The organism is Pseudonocardia sp. (assembly GCF_025465255.1).
GTDB lineage: Bacteria > Actinomycetota > Actinomycetes > Mycobacteriales > Pseudonocardiaceae > Pseudonocardia.
Genome location: NZ_JAODNI010000094.1, coordinates 1 through 13,259, shown reverse-complemented (window position 1 = coordinate 13,259; position 13,259 = coordinate 1). Strand labels below are relative to the sequence as shown.

The window sequence follows — 13,259 nt, the reverse complement described above, 5'->3', positions numbered from 1 at the left end:
CCGATTCCTGCCGCCCAAGACGGACAACTCCGCCCGCACGGTCCCGCTGATCAAGGCGGCCTCGGACGCGCTCAGACAACACCGGGCCGCACAGCATCGCGAGCGCCTGGCCGCCGGCTTCGCCTGGCACGACACCGGCCTCGTGTTCACCAGCACCATCGGTACCCCGCTGGAGCCGGACAACCTGCGGCGGAGCTGGTACCCGCTCCGGACGAAGATCGGTGCCGAGGGAACCCGGTTCCACGACCTGCGGCACAGCTGCGTGACGCTGTTGCTCGGTCTCGGGGTCCCGCCGCACATCGTTCAGGAGATCGTGGGGCACGCAGACATGAGTGTGACGCTCGGCATCTACGCGCACGTCTCGCTGAAGGACAAGCGGGAGGCACTCGGACTGCTACAGGAGCGGTTGGGATGACCCACTGCTACAGCAGTTGCTACAGCGAGGGGAAATGAAGGAGACCAGCGCAGGTGTTTCGGCTGGTGAGAGGCTGTGGCCAGGGGCGGGGTCGAACCGCCGACCTTCCGCTTTTCAGGCGGACGCTCGTACCAACTGAGCTACCTGGCCCGGCGGACCGGCATGACGCCGGAACCCGGAGAGTGGAGCGACCCAGACGGGACTCGAACCCGCGACCTTCGCCGTGACAGGGCGTCGCGCTAACCAACTGCGCCACTGGGCCTTGCTGTGGAGCTGTGGAGCTGTGTAACCGTACCCCCAACGGGATTCGAACCCGCGCTGCCGCCTTGAAAGGGCGGAGTCCTAGGCCGCTAGACGATGGGGGCTGGTTGAACCCCGGTGTCAACCGTTGCTCTTCCATGACCTCCAACGGCTGTCCGTTGGGAGCTACGAAAGCATAAGACACACCCCTACGGCCACCCAAATCGCCCCTCCCTTAACGACATCATCGCTGATGGGAGGCCCCGGAACGGTCGGTACGAGGTGTCCGCACCGGCGGTTTCGGCGGCTCGGAGCCCGTTCGGGCCCGCTGTGACCTGCGGCACCCCTGCCGGACGGGCCGGAGTGGCGCCGGCGGCGGTCAGCGGCTGACGGGTGGCAGCTGGTCCGGGTTCGCCGAGATCAGCCCCAGCATGTCGAGAAGTTGCCGAAGATCCTCGCCACCCTCGGAGTTCTCGGCGACCACCAGCCGCGCGCGGTGCACGTCCTCGTCGGAGACCCGGTAGGCGTCGGCCGCGGACCGCGGCGTCGGAATGGAGCCAGGAACCCCCCGATCGTCCAACCCTGCCTGCACGCCGTTCCTCTGCACGCTGTCGATGCTGCTCAACCACGCCTCCCCGTCAGGTCGCCGGACCACAGCCGGGGCCGCGGGCAGGACGGACCGGCACGCCGTCCACCGTCTGTGGACGCCGCGCGTCGAAGATCGCCACACCGTGCAGCCACCCCCGTGGCCGTCACCGGAACGTTACCGATCCACTGCCCCGGATGCATGCCCCTTCCCGGGTGAGGGCGAAAACGTTGCGTCACCGTTCGGGCACGTGTCGCTCGGTCCGCGGCCTCCACCCGCTGTACCCCCTTGGGGTATCGTCGGGCTTGGAGCGACCCACCACGGAGGACCGATGCCCGGCTACACCCCCGATCGCGAGGCCCACCTCCGGCGGCTGCGCCGGATCGAGGGGCAGGTGCGCGGCCTGCAACGCATGGTGACCGACGACGTCTACTGCATCGACGTCCTGACGCAGGTCTCCGCGGCCACGCGAGCCCTGCAGTCCTTCGCCCTCGAGCTGCTCTCCGAGCACATGTCCAGCTGCGTCGTCGACGCGGCGCGGAACGACAGCGACGGCGGCGAGGCGAAGATCCAGGAGGCGTCGGCCGCCATCGCGCGCCTCGTCCGTTCCTGAACGAACCACCCCGACCAGAAAGGCTCCCCATGAGCGTCGAGACCCCTTTCCGCACCACCGTCACCGTCTCGGGCATGACCTGCGGACACTGCACCGCCTCGGTGCAGGAGGAGGTCGGCGAGGTCGCCGGCGTCCGGAGCGTCGACGTCGAGCTGGAGTCCGGCGCGGTCACGATCACCGCGGACCGCGAGCTCGGCCGGGACGAGATCGAGGCCGCCGTCGTCGAGGCCGGCTACACGCTCGTCTGAGCGCCTACGGGCGCCCGTAGACTGCGGCCATGTCTCCCTTCCGGGAACGACGTCCTTCGCGGCACGGCGCTCCGCTCGGCCGCGATCGGGCCGCGCCGGCGCCCGAGCCGCCCGCGGATCTCGAACCGCACGATCCCGAGCTGGACTCCTACCTCGCCGCCCTGGCCCCCTCCGCGGAGCCGGGCGCGAGCGAGCTGACCGGCCGGTTCGGGACGGCGCAGGTCTTCCAGATCCGGCTGCCCGCCCTGCGCATCGAGCAGCTGCGCCACGTCGCCGAGGAGCGCGGCACCTCTCCGGCCGCGCTCGTCGTCGACTGGGTCACCGAGCGGCTCGAGCAGGAGGACACGCCGACGGGCCCGCTGCCGCTCAGCGCGGCCGAGGAGCAGCGGCGCTCCCCGCTCCGGTTCCGCAGACGGCGCTAGCGTCCGCCGGAGACCGTGATCCTCGCCGGGTCCGTGTCCGCGAGGCACGGGCTCCCGGTGAGTCCTTCCGTACGCACCGCCGCGGCCATCGCCCGGTATCCCGCGGGCGAGAGGTGCAGGCCGTCGCCGGAGTCGTAGGCGGGCCGCAGCCGGGCCGGGTGTGCCGGGTCGGCGACGGCCGCGGCGAAGTCGAAGACCCCGTCCGCGTGCGCGGGGCCCTGTGCGCGGATCCACGCGTTGACGGCCTCGCGGGCGGCCACGGCCTGCGGAGTGCCGTGCGTGCTCGTCGTGGACGGCGTGATGGTCGTCAGGAAGACCCGCAGCCCGGCCCCGCGGGCCCGGGCGCCGAAGTCGACGAGACCGGTGATGACCTCGTCCGCGCTCCGGCCCGCGGCCAGGTCGTTCGTGCCGATGTGCAGGACGACGTCCCTGACTCCCGCGGCACCGAGGACGTCCCGGTCGAACCGGGCCGCCGGCGTGTCCCCGACCTGCGACGGGGTGCCGCCGAGCAGCTGGTTCGCGGAGATCCCGGCGTTGATCACGGACATCCGCAGCCCGCCCGCGTCGACCAGCCGCTCGGACAGCGCGTCCGGCCACCGGTCGTCCCGGTCCAGGTCGCTGCCCACGCCGTCGGTGATCGAGTCCCCCACCAGCACGACGGCGTTCTCCGCCCGCGGGGCGAGCACGTCGACCCCGGAGAGCACGAACCACGACGCGACGGACGTGGTGAACGCGGAGCCGTCCGTGGCGTCGACCGCGCCGATCCCGGACCCGGGCTCCGAGACGTACGACGTCCGCATCGCGACCGGATGGGTCGCCACACGGTCCGCCGCCGACGGCAGGAACATGCTGACCGCCAGCGGACGGCCGGCCTCGGCGACGAACGGCACCGGGTCGCTGGCCACCTCCTCGCCGGGCGGGATGGTCACGCCCTGGCTGCCGCCGAAGTACACCGGCCGCGACGTCCCGGGCGCGAGGGCCGCGCCGGAGTCGACGCCCGCCGCGGACACCGCGGAGACGACGAGCGGGCTGCGGCCGTAGCGGTTCGAGAGCCGGACCCGCATCTCGGAGCCCGTGACCTGCGGCGTCGCGATCATCCGCAGGGTGCGGCCGGCGAGCAGCGCGCCGGCGACCCCCGGCTGCGGGCTGGTCTGCCAGGCCGTCACCCAGGCCGGTCCGCAGGGATCGGCGGGGCGGGCCGACGCCGTCTGCGCGGACGCGGAACCACCCAGGACCCCGATCGCGACGATCGCCGTCACCACGGTCAGCAGCGACGTCGCCATCGCGACGGCGGTGGCGCGGAGCGAGTTCAGCGAGCCGTAGGACCGCCCGACGAGCGTCCCGACGGCCGCGAAGGGTCGGCGCACCACCGTGCGCACCCGTGCTGCCCCGTTCACCCGAACCCCTCTCGCCGGTCCGCGACACCACCGAGGGGCGAAGTCCGCTCGTGTGGGTGTCACACACACGCTCTGCAAGATCGAACGAGCGCCCGACCCGCTCGGTCTGTCGGCCGGACGAGTGATGACGTTACGTAGAGCATCAACCACTCTCCGTGCTGTCGGCGAGTGGCCGGTCACACCGGACGAGCGGCGGACCTGGCCGGACGACCAGTTCGGCCCTCGCCTGCCGGACCTCCGCACTAGGCTCGCACCGCGACAGGGACGTCATGGCGAGGGAGGCCGCACGTGGGCTCGTACGAGGAGATCTTCCGGTCGAGCGTGGAGGACCGGGAGGCGTTCTGGCTGGATGCGGCCGGGGCGGTCGACTGGGCGACGCCGCCGACGCAGGCGCTGGACGATTCGAACCCGCCGTTCTACCGGTGGTTCCCGGACGGTGAGCTGAACGTCGCGTACAACGCGCTGGACCGCCACGTCGAGGCCGGGAACGGGGACGGGACCGCGCTGGTCTACGACTCCCCGGTCACCGACACCAAGCGCACCTACACCTATGCGCAGCTCCGCGACGAGGTCGCGGCGTTCGCCGGGGTGCTGCGCGATCTCGGGGTGACCAAGGGCGACCGGGTGGTCGTCTACATGCCGATGGTCCCCGAGGCGGCGATCGCGATGCTGGCCTGCGCGCGGTTGGGCGCGGTGCACTCGGTGGTGTTCGGCGGGTTCGCCGCGAAGGAGCTCGCGGTCCGGATCGACGACGCGCAGCCCACGGTGATCGTGTCCGCGTCGTGCGGGATCGAGGGCAAGCGGGTCATCGAGTACAAGCCGTTGCTGGACAAGGCGATCGAGCTCGCGGCGCACAAGCCCGCGAAGCGGGTGATCCTGCAGCGCCCGCAGGCCGAGGCCGCGATGGGCGAGGACGACGTGGACTGGGCGTCCGCGGTGGCGGAGGCGGCGCCGGCGGATCCGGTGCCGGTGAAGGCGACCGATCCGCTCTACGTCCTCTACACCTCAGGGACGACAGGGAAGCCGAAGGGCGTGGTCCGGGACTCCGGCGGCTACGCGGTCGCGCTGGCCTGGTCGATGCCGAACGTCTACGACGTCGGCCCCGGTCAGACGATCTTCACCGCCTCCGACGTCGGCTGGGTGGTCGGGCACTCCTACATCGTCTACGCGCCCCTGCTCGCCGGAGCGACGACCGTGCTCTACGAGGGCAAGCCGGTCGGCACGCCGGACGCGGGCCAGTTCTGGCGGGTCATGAGCGAGTACGGGGTGCGGTCGATGTTCACCGCGCCGACGGCGTTCCGGGCGCTGAAGAAGGAGGACCCCGACGGTGAGTTCGCGAAGAAGTACGACCTGTCGGGGCTGAAGTACCTCTTCCTCGCCGGGGAGCGCCTGGACCCGGAGACCTACCGGTGGGCCTCGAAGCTGCTGGACATCCCGGTGATCGACCACTGGTGGCAGACCGAGACGGGGTGGCCGATCGTGGCGAACCCGGCCGGGATCGAGCTGCTCCCGGTCAAGCCGGGGTCGCCGACGCGCCCGTTGCCCGGCTGGGACATCCAGGTCCTCGACGGCGACGGCAAGCCGGTCCCGGCCGGCACGGACGGGGCGATCGTGGCGAAGCTGCCGCTGCCGCCGGGGGCCTTCCCGACGCTGTGGAACGACGACGAGCGGTTCCTCAAGTCCTACATGTCCGCGTTCGAGGGCTACTACCTCACCGGGGACGGCGGGCACCTCGACGAGGACGGCTACGTGTTCGTGATGGGCCGCACGGACGACGTCATCAACGTCGCCGGGCACCGGCTGTCCACGGGTGGGATGGAGGAGGTCCTCGCCTCCCACCCGGACGTCGCCGAGTGCGCGGTCATCGGTGTCACGGACCAGATGAAGGGCCAGATCCCGCGCGGGTTCGTCGTGCTCAAGGCCGGGGTCGACACCTCCGCGGAGGGCTACGAGGAGAAGCTGCGCGGGGAGCTCGTGGCGATGGTCCGGGACCAGGTCGGTGCGGTCGCCTCGCTCAAGGACGTCGCGATCGTCGACGGGCTGCCCAAGACCCGCTCCGGGAAGATCCTCCGCAAGACGATGCGCGGGATCGCCGACGGGACGGACGAGTCCGTGCCCTCGACCATCGACGACGCCTCGGTGCTCGACACGCTGCGCCCCGTCCTGCGCAAGGAGTAGCCGGCCGCGCCGGCGCCGGGATCGCATCCGGCGCCGGCGGTGCGCCCGGACAGGCCACTCGTCGTACCGCCGCACCGTCGGTAACGAATGTCCGGTCACCCGGCTGCACGACGTCGCCGAAGGGGACGAGGTCACCGTGCGCCGGCGCGACGGGACGTCCGCGCTCTTCACGGCGTACAGCGTCGACCGGTACGACAAGTCCGCGTTCCCCACCGAGCAGGTCTACGGCGACACCGACGGCGCCGAGCTACGGCTCATCACCTGCGGCGGCGACTTCGACCGGGGCAGCGGGCAGTACCGGGACAACGTCGTGGTGTACGCCCGGCTCACCCGGTCCTGACCACGCCGACGTCCGGACGCCGGGAAGCTCTGCTCTCCCCGGGCGTACGCCACGCGGCGTTCGCCCCAACATTCGCCGGCGGTGCAGGTCTCCGGTAACAGCGGGATGAGGAGCCCGATGAGCGAAGGACGCCGAAATCGCTCCCCCGCGCGGCGCCCCACCCGCACGAGAGGACCCCCGCCTCCCATGCACCGCCCCCGCCATCGGCGGCTGGCCGCAGTGTCGGCCGCCTTCAGCCTGGCCATGATCCTCGGACTGGTCGGCACCGCGCTGGCCCTCGAGGACCGCACCTGCACCGCGTTCGCCTACCAGGAGGATGCCCAGACCGCGCTGACCGCCGCCCTGACCGCCCCGTCCCCGGACGTCGAACGCGCCGCCCAGCTCGACCGGGACGGCAACGGCCGCGCCTGCGAGACGCTGCCGCACCGCGACCTCGCCCGGGCCGCCGCGCTCGTCCGGGCCGCCTCCGCCGCCCCGAACACGACCCCGCCCGCGGTGCGGGCCGTCGTCCGCCCCTCCCCCGAGCCCGTCCGGGCCACCGCGGCCGACTGTGCGCCGACCAGGGCCGTGCCCCCGACGGGACCGCGAGACGGAGGCGCGCAGGACGCCGACGCCGCGAGCGCCGTCGGGCATGGCGAGCCTCACGCCGATTCAGGGTGTCCTCAGTCACCCACGACCCTCGCCGTGGGTGCACCATGACCTCCATGAAGGTTGTGGTGGATTTCGACCTATGCGAGAGCAACGCCGTCTGCATGGGCATCGCCCCCGAGGTGTTCGAGGTGCGCGACGACGACTACCTCTACATCCTCGACGAGACGCCGCCCGAGTCGTTGCGGCCGAAGATCGAGGAGGCCGTGCGGTCCTGCCCCAAGGCCGCGATCAGCCTCCAGGAGACCTGAGCGCCGCCCCCCGTTGCTCCGACCGGGTCCACCCGCGAGGATCTCCTTCACGCGCACGTGAGGGAGGTCGTCGGTGACCGAGACGGAGATCGAACGGGACGGGGCCGGGACGGGTACGCCGGTCTGGATCACCCCGCTGACGCCGCTGAGCTTCCTGCGGCGCTCGGCGGACGTCTACCCGGACAAGACCGCCATCGTCTACGGCGAGCGCCGGCACACCTACGCGGAGTTCGCCGCCGAGGTCACGCGCCTCGCGCACGCCCTGCGCGGGTCCGGGGTGAAGCCCGGGGACCGGGTGGCGTACATGCTGCCGAACGTCCCGGAGATGCTCGTCGCGCACTTCGCCGTGCCGCTCGCCGGTGCGGTGCTGGTCGCGATCAACACCCGGCTCTCGGCACCCGAGGTGCAGCAGATCCTGGACCACTCCGGCGCGACGCTGTTCGTCGTCGACTCCGCCCTGCACCCGAGGGTCGCGCCAGTCGCCGGTGAGCTGAAGACCGTCGACGAGATCATCACCGTCGTGGACCCGGCCGCGCCCGGGGACGGGATCGGCAGCGGCGTCCGCTACGACGACCTGCTCGCCCGCGGGTCGGACGAGCCCCTGCAGTGGGAGGTCGACGACGAGGAGTCGACGATCTCGATCAACTACACCTCCGGCACCACCGGGCAGCCGAAGGGCGTGCAGTACAGCCACCGCGGCGCGTACCTGAACTCGTTCGGCGAGATCGTGCACTCCACGCACACCCCGGACAGCGTCTACCTCTGGACGCTGCCCATGTTCCACTGCAACGGCTGGTGCACCCCGTGGGCGATCACCGCCATCGGCGGCACGCACGTCTGCCTGCGCGAGGTCCGCGGGGACGTCATCTGGTCCCTGATCGACGAGCATCGGGTGACGCACCTCAACGGCGCCCCGACCGTCGTCACCACGATCATGCGGGCGCCCGAGGCGAAGACGCTGGACTACCAGCTCGTCATCACCACCGCGGGCGCACCGCCGAGCCCGACCACCATCCTGCAGATGGAGCAGATGGGCTTCCGGATCGTGCACGTGTACGGCCTCACCGAGACCTACGGGCCGTACTCGGTGAACCAGTACCAGCGGGGATGGGACTCCCTCGAGCCCGAGGAGCGGGCATCGCTGCAGGCGCGCCAGGGCGTCGGGATGCTGCAGGCCGAGCGGCTGCGCGTCGTCGACAAGGACATGGTCGACGTGCCTGCGGACGGCACGACCATGGGCGAGATCGTCATGCGCGGCAACAACGTCATGACCGGCTACTACAGTGACCCGGCCGGCACGGAGAAGGCGTTCGAGGGCGGCTGGTTCCACTCCGGGGACCTCGGCGTCATGTACCCGGACGGTTTCGTCGAGCTGCGGGACCGCGCCAAGGACGTCGTCATCTCCGGCGGCGAGAACATCTCCACGATCGAGGTCGAACAGGCCATCGTGTCGCACCCGGCCGTGCTCGAGGCGGCCGTCGTCGGGGTGCCGGACGAGCAGTACGGCGAACGGCCGAAGGCGTTCGTGGTGCTCTCCCCGGGGGAGAGCGCGGACGAGGCGACGCTCATCGATCACGTCAAGTCGAAGATCGCGCGGTACAAGGCGCCCAAGGCCGTCGAGATCGTGGAGGAGCTGCCCAAGACCTCCACGGGCAAGATCCAGAAGTTCGAGCTGCGCGAGAAGGAGTGGGGCGAGGGCGGGGCCCGCATCAAGGGGTAGGACACACGTCCGGCCGAGAGCCGGACATTTCGGTTAGCGTAGCGAACCATGAGCGTCGCGACCGAGCCCCTCACCCCGCCGCAGAGCGCGTTCCGGGTCGGCGCGGGCGCGGTCGTCGTCACGACGTCGACGGTGCTGCCCGTGTTCCTGACCGGCGCGCTGAGCGTCCAGATCTCCCGCGAGCTGGACTTCGACCCGGCCGGCCTGGGCCTCGTGGTGGCGCTCTACTTCGGGGTCAGCGCGCTCGTGTCGCTGCCGGTCGGGCGGATCGTGGAGCGGCTCGGCTCCGGGACGACGAGCCGGATCGCCGTCGTCGGCGCAGCGTTCTTCATGCTGCTGTGCTCCGTCGCCGCGCGGTCCTACGGCTCGCTGATCGCGATCCTGCTCTGCGGGGCCTGGTGCAACGTCATGGGCCAGCTCTCGTCGAACCTCACGCTGGCGCGCTCGATGCCGGCCGGGCGGCTCGGGCTCTCGTTCGGCGTCAAGCAGTCGTCCGTGCCGCTGGCCACGCTGCTCGCCGGCGTCGCGGTCCCGGCCGTCGCCCTGACGCTGGGCTGGCGCTGGGCCTACGTGATCGGCGCCGGGCTCGCGCTGTGCGCACTGGTCGCCGCGCCGCGCGGCGGACGGGCGACACCGAGGGACGCCACGAACCCCGAGAACCGGGCGACCGCGGCACTCTCGGTCATCGGCGTCGCGGGCGGGCTGGCCGCCGCGTGCGCGACCGGGCTGGGCATCTTCCTCGTCGCCGCGGCCGTCGACCGCGGGATCGCCGTGGGGCTGGCCGGCCTGGTCCTCACCCTCGGCAGCGTCGTCGGGCTGGTCATGCGGATGCTGCACGGCTGGCTCGCGGACCGGCGCTCCGGCGGGCACGTCGCGGTGGTCGCGGGGAGCCTGCTGCTCGGGGCGGGCGGCCTCGCCCTGCTCGCCGTCCCGGGCCCGGTGGCGCTGATCCTCGGCACGATCCTCGGCTTCGGGCTCGGCTGGGCGTGGCCGGGGCTGCTGCAGTTCGCGGTGGTGCGGCTCAACCCGTCGGCGCCCGCCGCCGCGACCGCGATCGTGCAGGTCGGGGTGTACGGCGGGAGCTGCCTCGGCCCCGTCGGCTTCGGGTTCCTGGCCACCCACTTCTCGTTCACCACGGCCTGGCTCGTCTCGGCCGGGGTCATGCTGGCGGCGGCGGCGGGGATGGTGCTGGGCCGCCGGATGCTCCTCGCGCACGCGCTGCACCGCCCGTGCGCGGACAGCGTTGTTCCGGCGACGCTTTCCGCTCACAACCGTTCGGCCAGGGAGATCGCGTCGTAAGGGGCGTGCACCTTGACGTCGTTGTCGAAGTAGACGACGACGTCCCGCCCGTCGGCGGCCCAGCCGCGGATCCGCTCCGCCCAGCGATCGAGCGCCTCGGGCGAGTAGCCACTGACGTAGAGCTCCTCGTCGCCGTGCAGCCGGACGTAGACGAGATCGGACGTGACGTCGTCGAGGAAGGGCCACTTCCCCGCCGTGTCCGCGACGACTAGGGCGACGTCGTGCTTGCGCAGCAGCGCGGTGAACGCGGGCTCCCGGAAGCTCTCGTGCCGGACCTCGAGGGCGTGCCGCAGCGGCCGGTCCGCGGCGGTCGTGAGGTGCGCGCGGCCCTCGAGGCGCTCGTCGTGCTCCTGGGCCAGCTCCGCGGCGGCCGAGGTCGTGTGCGGCAGCAGGGAGAGGAACGTGTCGAGCCGCTCGGGGTCGAACCGCATCCGCGGCGGGAGCTGCCAGAGGATCGGACCGAGCTTCTCCCCCAGGGCGAGCACGCCGCTGGCCAAGAAGTTCGCCACCGGCGTCCGGACGTCGCGGAGCTGCTTCATGTGCGTGACGAACCGCGGCCCCTTCACCGCGAACAGGAAGTCCTCCGGCGTCTCCGCGGCCCAGGAGCGGTAGCTCTCCGGCCGCTGCAGCGAGTAGAACGAGCCGTTGATCTCGATCGACGACACCGCGCGGGAAAGATGTTCGAGCTCGCGCCGCTGGACGAGGCCCTCGGGGTAGAACGTCCCGCGCCACGGTGGGTACCGCCACCCCGACGTACCGATCCGGATCATCGCCATCGGTGCGAGTATTCCCGGTATGGACGCCGCGCACCCCGATCTCGCCCGCGCCGTCGGCACGGTGCTCGACTGGCCCGTGCCGCACGTCGCGGCGGCCGTCGTCGCCGCGGACGGCAGAATCCTCGCGGCCGCGGGCGAGCAGGACCGCGAGTTCCGGCTCGCGTCGGTGACCAAGCTGCTCAGCGCCTACGCCGTGCTCATCGCGGTGGAGGAGGGCGCGCTCGAGTGGGACCGGCCCGCGGGCCCCGAGGGGTCGACGGTCCGGCACCTGATGGCCCACACGTCCGGCCTCGACTTCAACTCCCCGCAGGTCGTGTCGCGGCCGGAGCGCCGGCGGATCTACTCCAACGAGGGCTTCGCGGTGCTCGGCGAGGTCCTCGCCAAGGCCACCGGGATCGCCTTCGCGGACTACCTGCAGGAGGCCGTGCTCGATCCGCTCGGCCTCACCGCCACGCGGCTGCCCGGCCCGCCCGGGTCCGGCGCCTACTCCACCGCCGCGGACATGTCCCGCTTCGCCGCGGAGCTCCAGGCACCGACGCTGGTCGCGGAGTCGACGATGGCGGAGGCGACCACGGTCGCCTTCCCCGGGCTCGACGGCGTCGTCCCCGGCTACGGCCGGCAGCGCCCGTCGGACTGGGGCCTCGGCTTCGAGATCAAGGACGGCAAGTCCCCGCACTGGACGGGCACGCGGAACTCGCCGCGGACCTACGGGCACTTCGGCCAGTCCGGGACGTTCCTGTGGGTGGATCCCGACGCCCGGGCGGCCTGCGTCGTGCTGACGGACCGGGACTTCGACACCTGGGCGCACGACGGCTGGGCCCCGTTCAACGACCGGGTGCTCGAGGCGCTCTGACGCCTCCGCTGCAGGTCCGGCGGTTCCGCGCGCGGTCGGACGCGAGCGGCGGCACCGGAACGCGAGCGGAGCCTCGGCGCGTGACCCGAGACACCCCCGGGATCCGGGAATCATCTCGGCACCCCGGCCGTTGGAGCATGATGTCCGGGTCGGGTGACCTGTGTCCCCGGGCCGCAATAGATAAGCGCCGCCATGGAATACCAGTTCGGCTGGAGCCTAGGTGTGCCGTTCGCCGCGAGGCGACCAGCACTCGGCTCGGACACCTACCTCCCTCTCCGGGGAACAAGCCCCGGGTGGGTGGGGTTGGAACAACTGTCCGAGGCGGGCGATCCGTGTCCCCGGGTCTCACCCCTTCGCCGCTACGAGCGGCCACGCGCCGAGAGGCGACCGGCGCCCGCCTCGGACTCCTACCTCCCCGGGGAACAAACCCCCCGTGGGTATGGTTGTAAGGAGTGTCCGCGCAGGGCGATCCGTGTCCCCGGGTCTCACCCCTTCGCCGCTGCGAGCGGCCACGCGCCGAGAGGCGACCGGCGCCCGGTTCGGACATCTCCACTCCTCCCAGCTTCGGAAGCAGGATCCATGAAGGGCGACCGCGTCGAGATCGTGATCGACGCCGGCAGCGGCACCACAAAGACCTACGAGGTCGGGGCCACCCGCGCCGGACGTCGCGTGGACGTCGCGCACGGCCGCGGCGTCGTCGAGGTCAGCGAGGTGACGCGTGGTGGCAGCACCGTGCGCACCGCACGGTTCCTCGCCAACCGCGTGCTCGCACTCGTCGAGCACCCGGCAGCCGACACCCCCACCGCGGACGAGATCACTCCCGTCCTCCGCTCGGCCTGACGTCGAGCACCGACGCCATCAGGCAGACTGCAGGAACGATGTCCTCCACACCGGCCCGCGCCCAGGCGCGCCCCGACCGTGACCCCGCGCGTCCCGTGACGGACGCCACCGGGGAGCGGCACGTTCCCGCATCCGGACCCGCCGCCCTGCCGAGCGCTCCCACCCCCCGGAGCGACGGCACCCCCCAGGGCGGCGACCGGACCCGCCGGCGGCCTTCGCGCCGTCGCGGGTCCAGGGGCCGGAGCGCACCCTCCGATCATCGCGACCGGAGGGGTAACGCGCCCGGCCCCTCCACCACGGACGCCTCCGTCTCCGGCGACGCACGCCGAGACCAGGACCAGGCGTCCGCGCATCGACCCGACTCCGTCGACCGGGCCGTCTCGGCCGAGCGCCGCGCCGCGCGCGCCGCCGCCGAGGCCGCGCGCGTCGACCG

At 72.2% G+C, this 13,259-nt stretch carries 15 protein-coding genes and 3 tRNA genes; 12 read left to right on the top strand and 6 right to left on the bottom strand.

All coding sequences use genetic code 11. The features are described 5' to 3' along the window. On the top strand, positions 1 to 415 hold a 415-nt coding region (locus JWP64_RS10690; protein ID WP_297495412.1), incomplete at its 5' end, for a site-specific integrase. Positions 416 to 491: 76 nt separating this feature from the next. Here JWP64_RS10690 and JWP64_RS10685 read toward each other — a convergent pair. From JWP64_RS10685 to JWP64_RS10670, 4 genes are all read right to left on the bottom strand, one after another. Continuing rightward, positions 492 to 565: transfer RNA gene (locus tag JWP64_RS10685), tRNA-Phe, on the bottom strand. 38 nt (positions 566 to 603) lie between these two features. Continuing rightward, positions 604 to 677, bottom strand: a tRNA-Asp gene (locus tag JWP64_RS10680). 30 nt (positions 678 to 707) lie between these two features. Further along, positions 708 to 780, bottom strand: a tRNA-Glu gene (locus JWP64_RS10675). A 254-nt stretch (positions 781 to 1,034) separates the two neighbouring features. Beyond that, positions 1,035 to 1,280, bottom strand: a complete 246-nt coding sequence (locus JWP64_RS10670) for a hypothetical protein (protein WP_366889733.1) — start codon at positions 1,278 to 1,280, stop codon at positions 1,035 to 1,037. Positions 1,281 to 1,572: 292 nt separating this feature from the next. On the opposite strand from JWP64_RS10670, the gene JWP64_RS10665 reads away from it, so the two are divergent. From JWP64_RS10665 to JWP64_RS10655, 3 genes are read left to right on the top strand one after another with little or no spacing between them, the layout of a single operon-like run. After that, entirely contained in the window at positions 1,573 to 1,854 is a 282-nt protein-coding gene (locus tag JWP64_RS10665) for a metal-sensitive transcriptional regulator (protein WP_297495410.1), read from the top strand. 29 nt (positions 1,855 to 1,883) lie between these two features. Then, positions 1,884 to 2,102, top strand: coding sequence for a cation transporter (locus JWP64_RS10660; RefSeq protein ID WP_297495408.1), 219 nt, complete (start codon positions 1,884 to 1,886; stop codon positions 2,100 to 2,102). A 29-nt stretch (positions 2,103 to 2,131) separates the two neighbouring features. After that, positions 2,132 to 2,524 (top strand): hypothetical protein, encoded by a 393-nt coding sequence (locus tag JWP64_RS10655; RefSeq protein ID WP_297495406.1) that lies wholly within the window; start codon positions 2,132 to 2,134, stop codon positions 2,522 to 2,524. On the opposite strand, the gene JWP64_RS10650 is transcribed toward JWP64_RS10655, so the two are convergent. Next, positions 2,521 to 3,921 carry a GDSL-type esterase/lipase family protein gene (locus JWP64_RS10650; RefSeq protein ID WP_297495404.1) on the bottom strand — a complete coding sequence of 467 codons (1,401 nt, stop codon included), beginning with the start codon at positions 3,919 to 3,921 and terminating at the stop codon, positions 2,521 to 2,523. The two genes, JWP64_RS10655 and JWP64_RS10650, sit on opposite strands and share 4 nt — an antisense overlap. Positions 3,922 to 4,209: 288 nt before the next feature. Here JWP64_RS10650 and JWP64_RS10645 point away from each other — a divergent pair, with 288 nt between their 5' ends. The 6 genes from JWP64_RS10645 (at position 4,210) to JWP64_RS10620 (ending at position 10,357) form a co-directional block, all read left to right on the top strand. Continuing rightward, entirely contained in the window at positions 4,210 to 6,099 is a 1,890-nt protein-coding gene (locus tag JWP64_RS10645) for a propionyl-CoA synthetase (protein WP_297495402.1), read from the top strand. 25 nt (positions 6,100 to 6,124) lie between these two features. Then, positions 6,125 to 6,439 carry a sortase gene (locus JWP64_RS10640; protein ID WP_297495414.1) on the top strand — a complete coding sequence of 105 codons (315 nt, stop codon included), beginning with the start codon at positions 6,125 to 6,127 and terminating at the stop codon, positions 6,437 to 6,439. Positions 6,440 to 6,625: 186 nt separating this feature from the next. After that, complete coding sequence (locus JWP64_RS10635; protein WP_297495400.1) at positions 6,626 to 7,138, top strand: hypothetical protein; 513 nt, start codon at positions 6,626 to 6,628, stop codon at positions 7,136 to 7,138. Positions 7,139 to 7,143: 5 nt separating this feature from the next. Next, complete coding sequence (locus JWP64_RS10630) at positions 7,144 to 7,338, top strand: ferredoxin (protein ID WP_297495398.1); 195 nt, start codon at positions 7,144 to 7,146, stop codon at positions 7,336 to 7,338. Between the two features lie 73 nt (positions 7,339 to 7,411). Beyond that, entirely contained in the window at positions 7,412 to 9,058 is a 1,647-nt protein-coding gene (locus JWP64_RS10625; protein ID WP_297495396.1) for an acyl--CoA ligase family protein, read from the top strand. Between the two features lie 48 nt (positions 9,059 to 9,106). Further along, the gene (locus tag JWP64_RS10620) at positions 9,107 to 10,357 is read left to right on the top strand and encodes an MFS transporter (protein ID WP_297495394.1); all 1,251 of its coding nucleotides are present in this window, start codon (positions 9,107 to 9,109) and stop codon (positions 10,355 to 10,357) included. On the opposite strand, the gene JWP64_RS10615 is transcribed toward JWP64_RS10620, so the two are convergent. Next, complete coding sequence (locus JWP64_RS10615; protein WP_297495392.1) at positions 10,324 to 11,133, bottom strand: DUF72 domain-containing protein; 810 nt, start codon at positions 11,131 to 11,133, stop codon at positions 10,324 to 10,326. The genes JWP64_RS10620 and JWP64_RS10615 overlap by 34 nt on opposite strands. 19 nt (positions 11,134 to 11,152) lie before the next feature. Between JWP64_RS10615 and JWP64_RS10610 the strand changes: the two genes are divergently transcribed. Both JWP64_RS10610 and JWP64_RS10605 read left to right on the top strand, forming a co-directional pair. Next, entirely contained in the window at positions 11,153 to 11,986 is an 834-nt protein-coding gene (locus JWP64_RS10610) for a serine hydrolase domain-containing protein (RefSeq protein WP_297495389.1), read from the top strand. 579 nt (positions 11,987 to 12,565) lie between these two features. After that, positions 12,566 to 12,826 (top strand): hypothetical protein, encoded by a 261-nt coding sequence (locus tag JWP64_RS10605; protein WP_297495386.1) that lies wholly within the window; start codon positions 12,566 to 12,568, stop codon positions 12,824 to 12,826. The last annotated feature ends 433 nt before the right edge of the window (positions 12,827 to 13,259 follow it).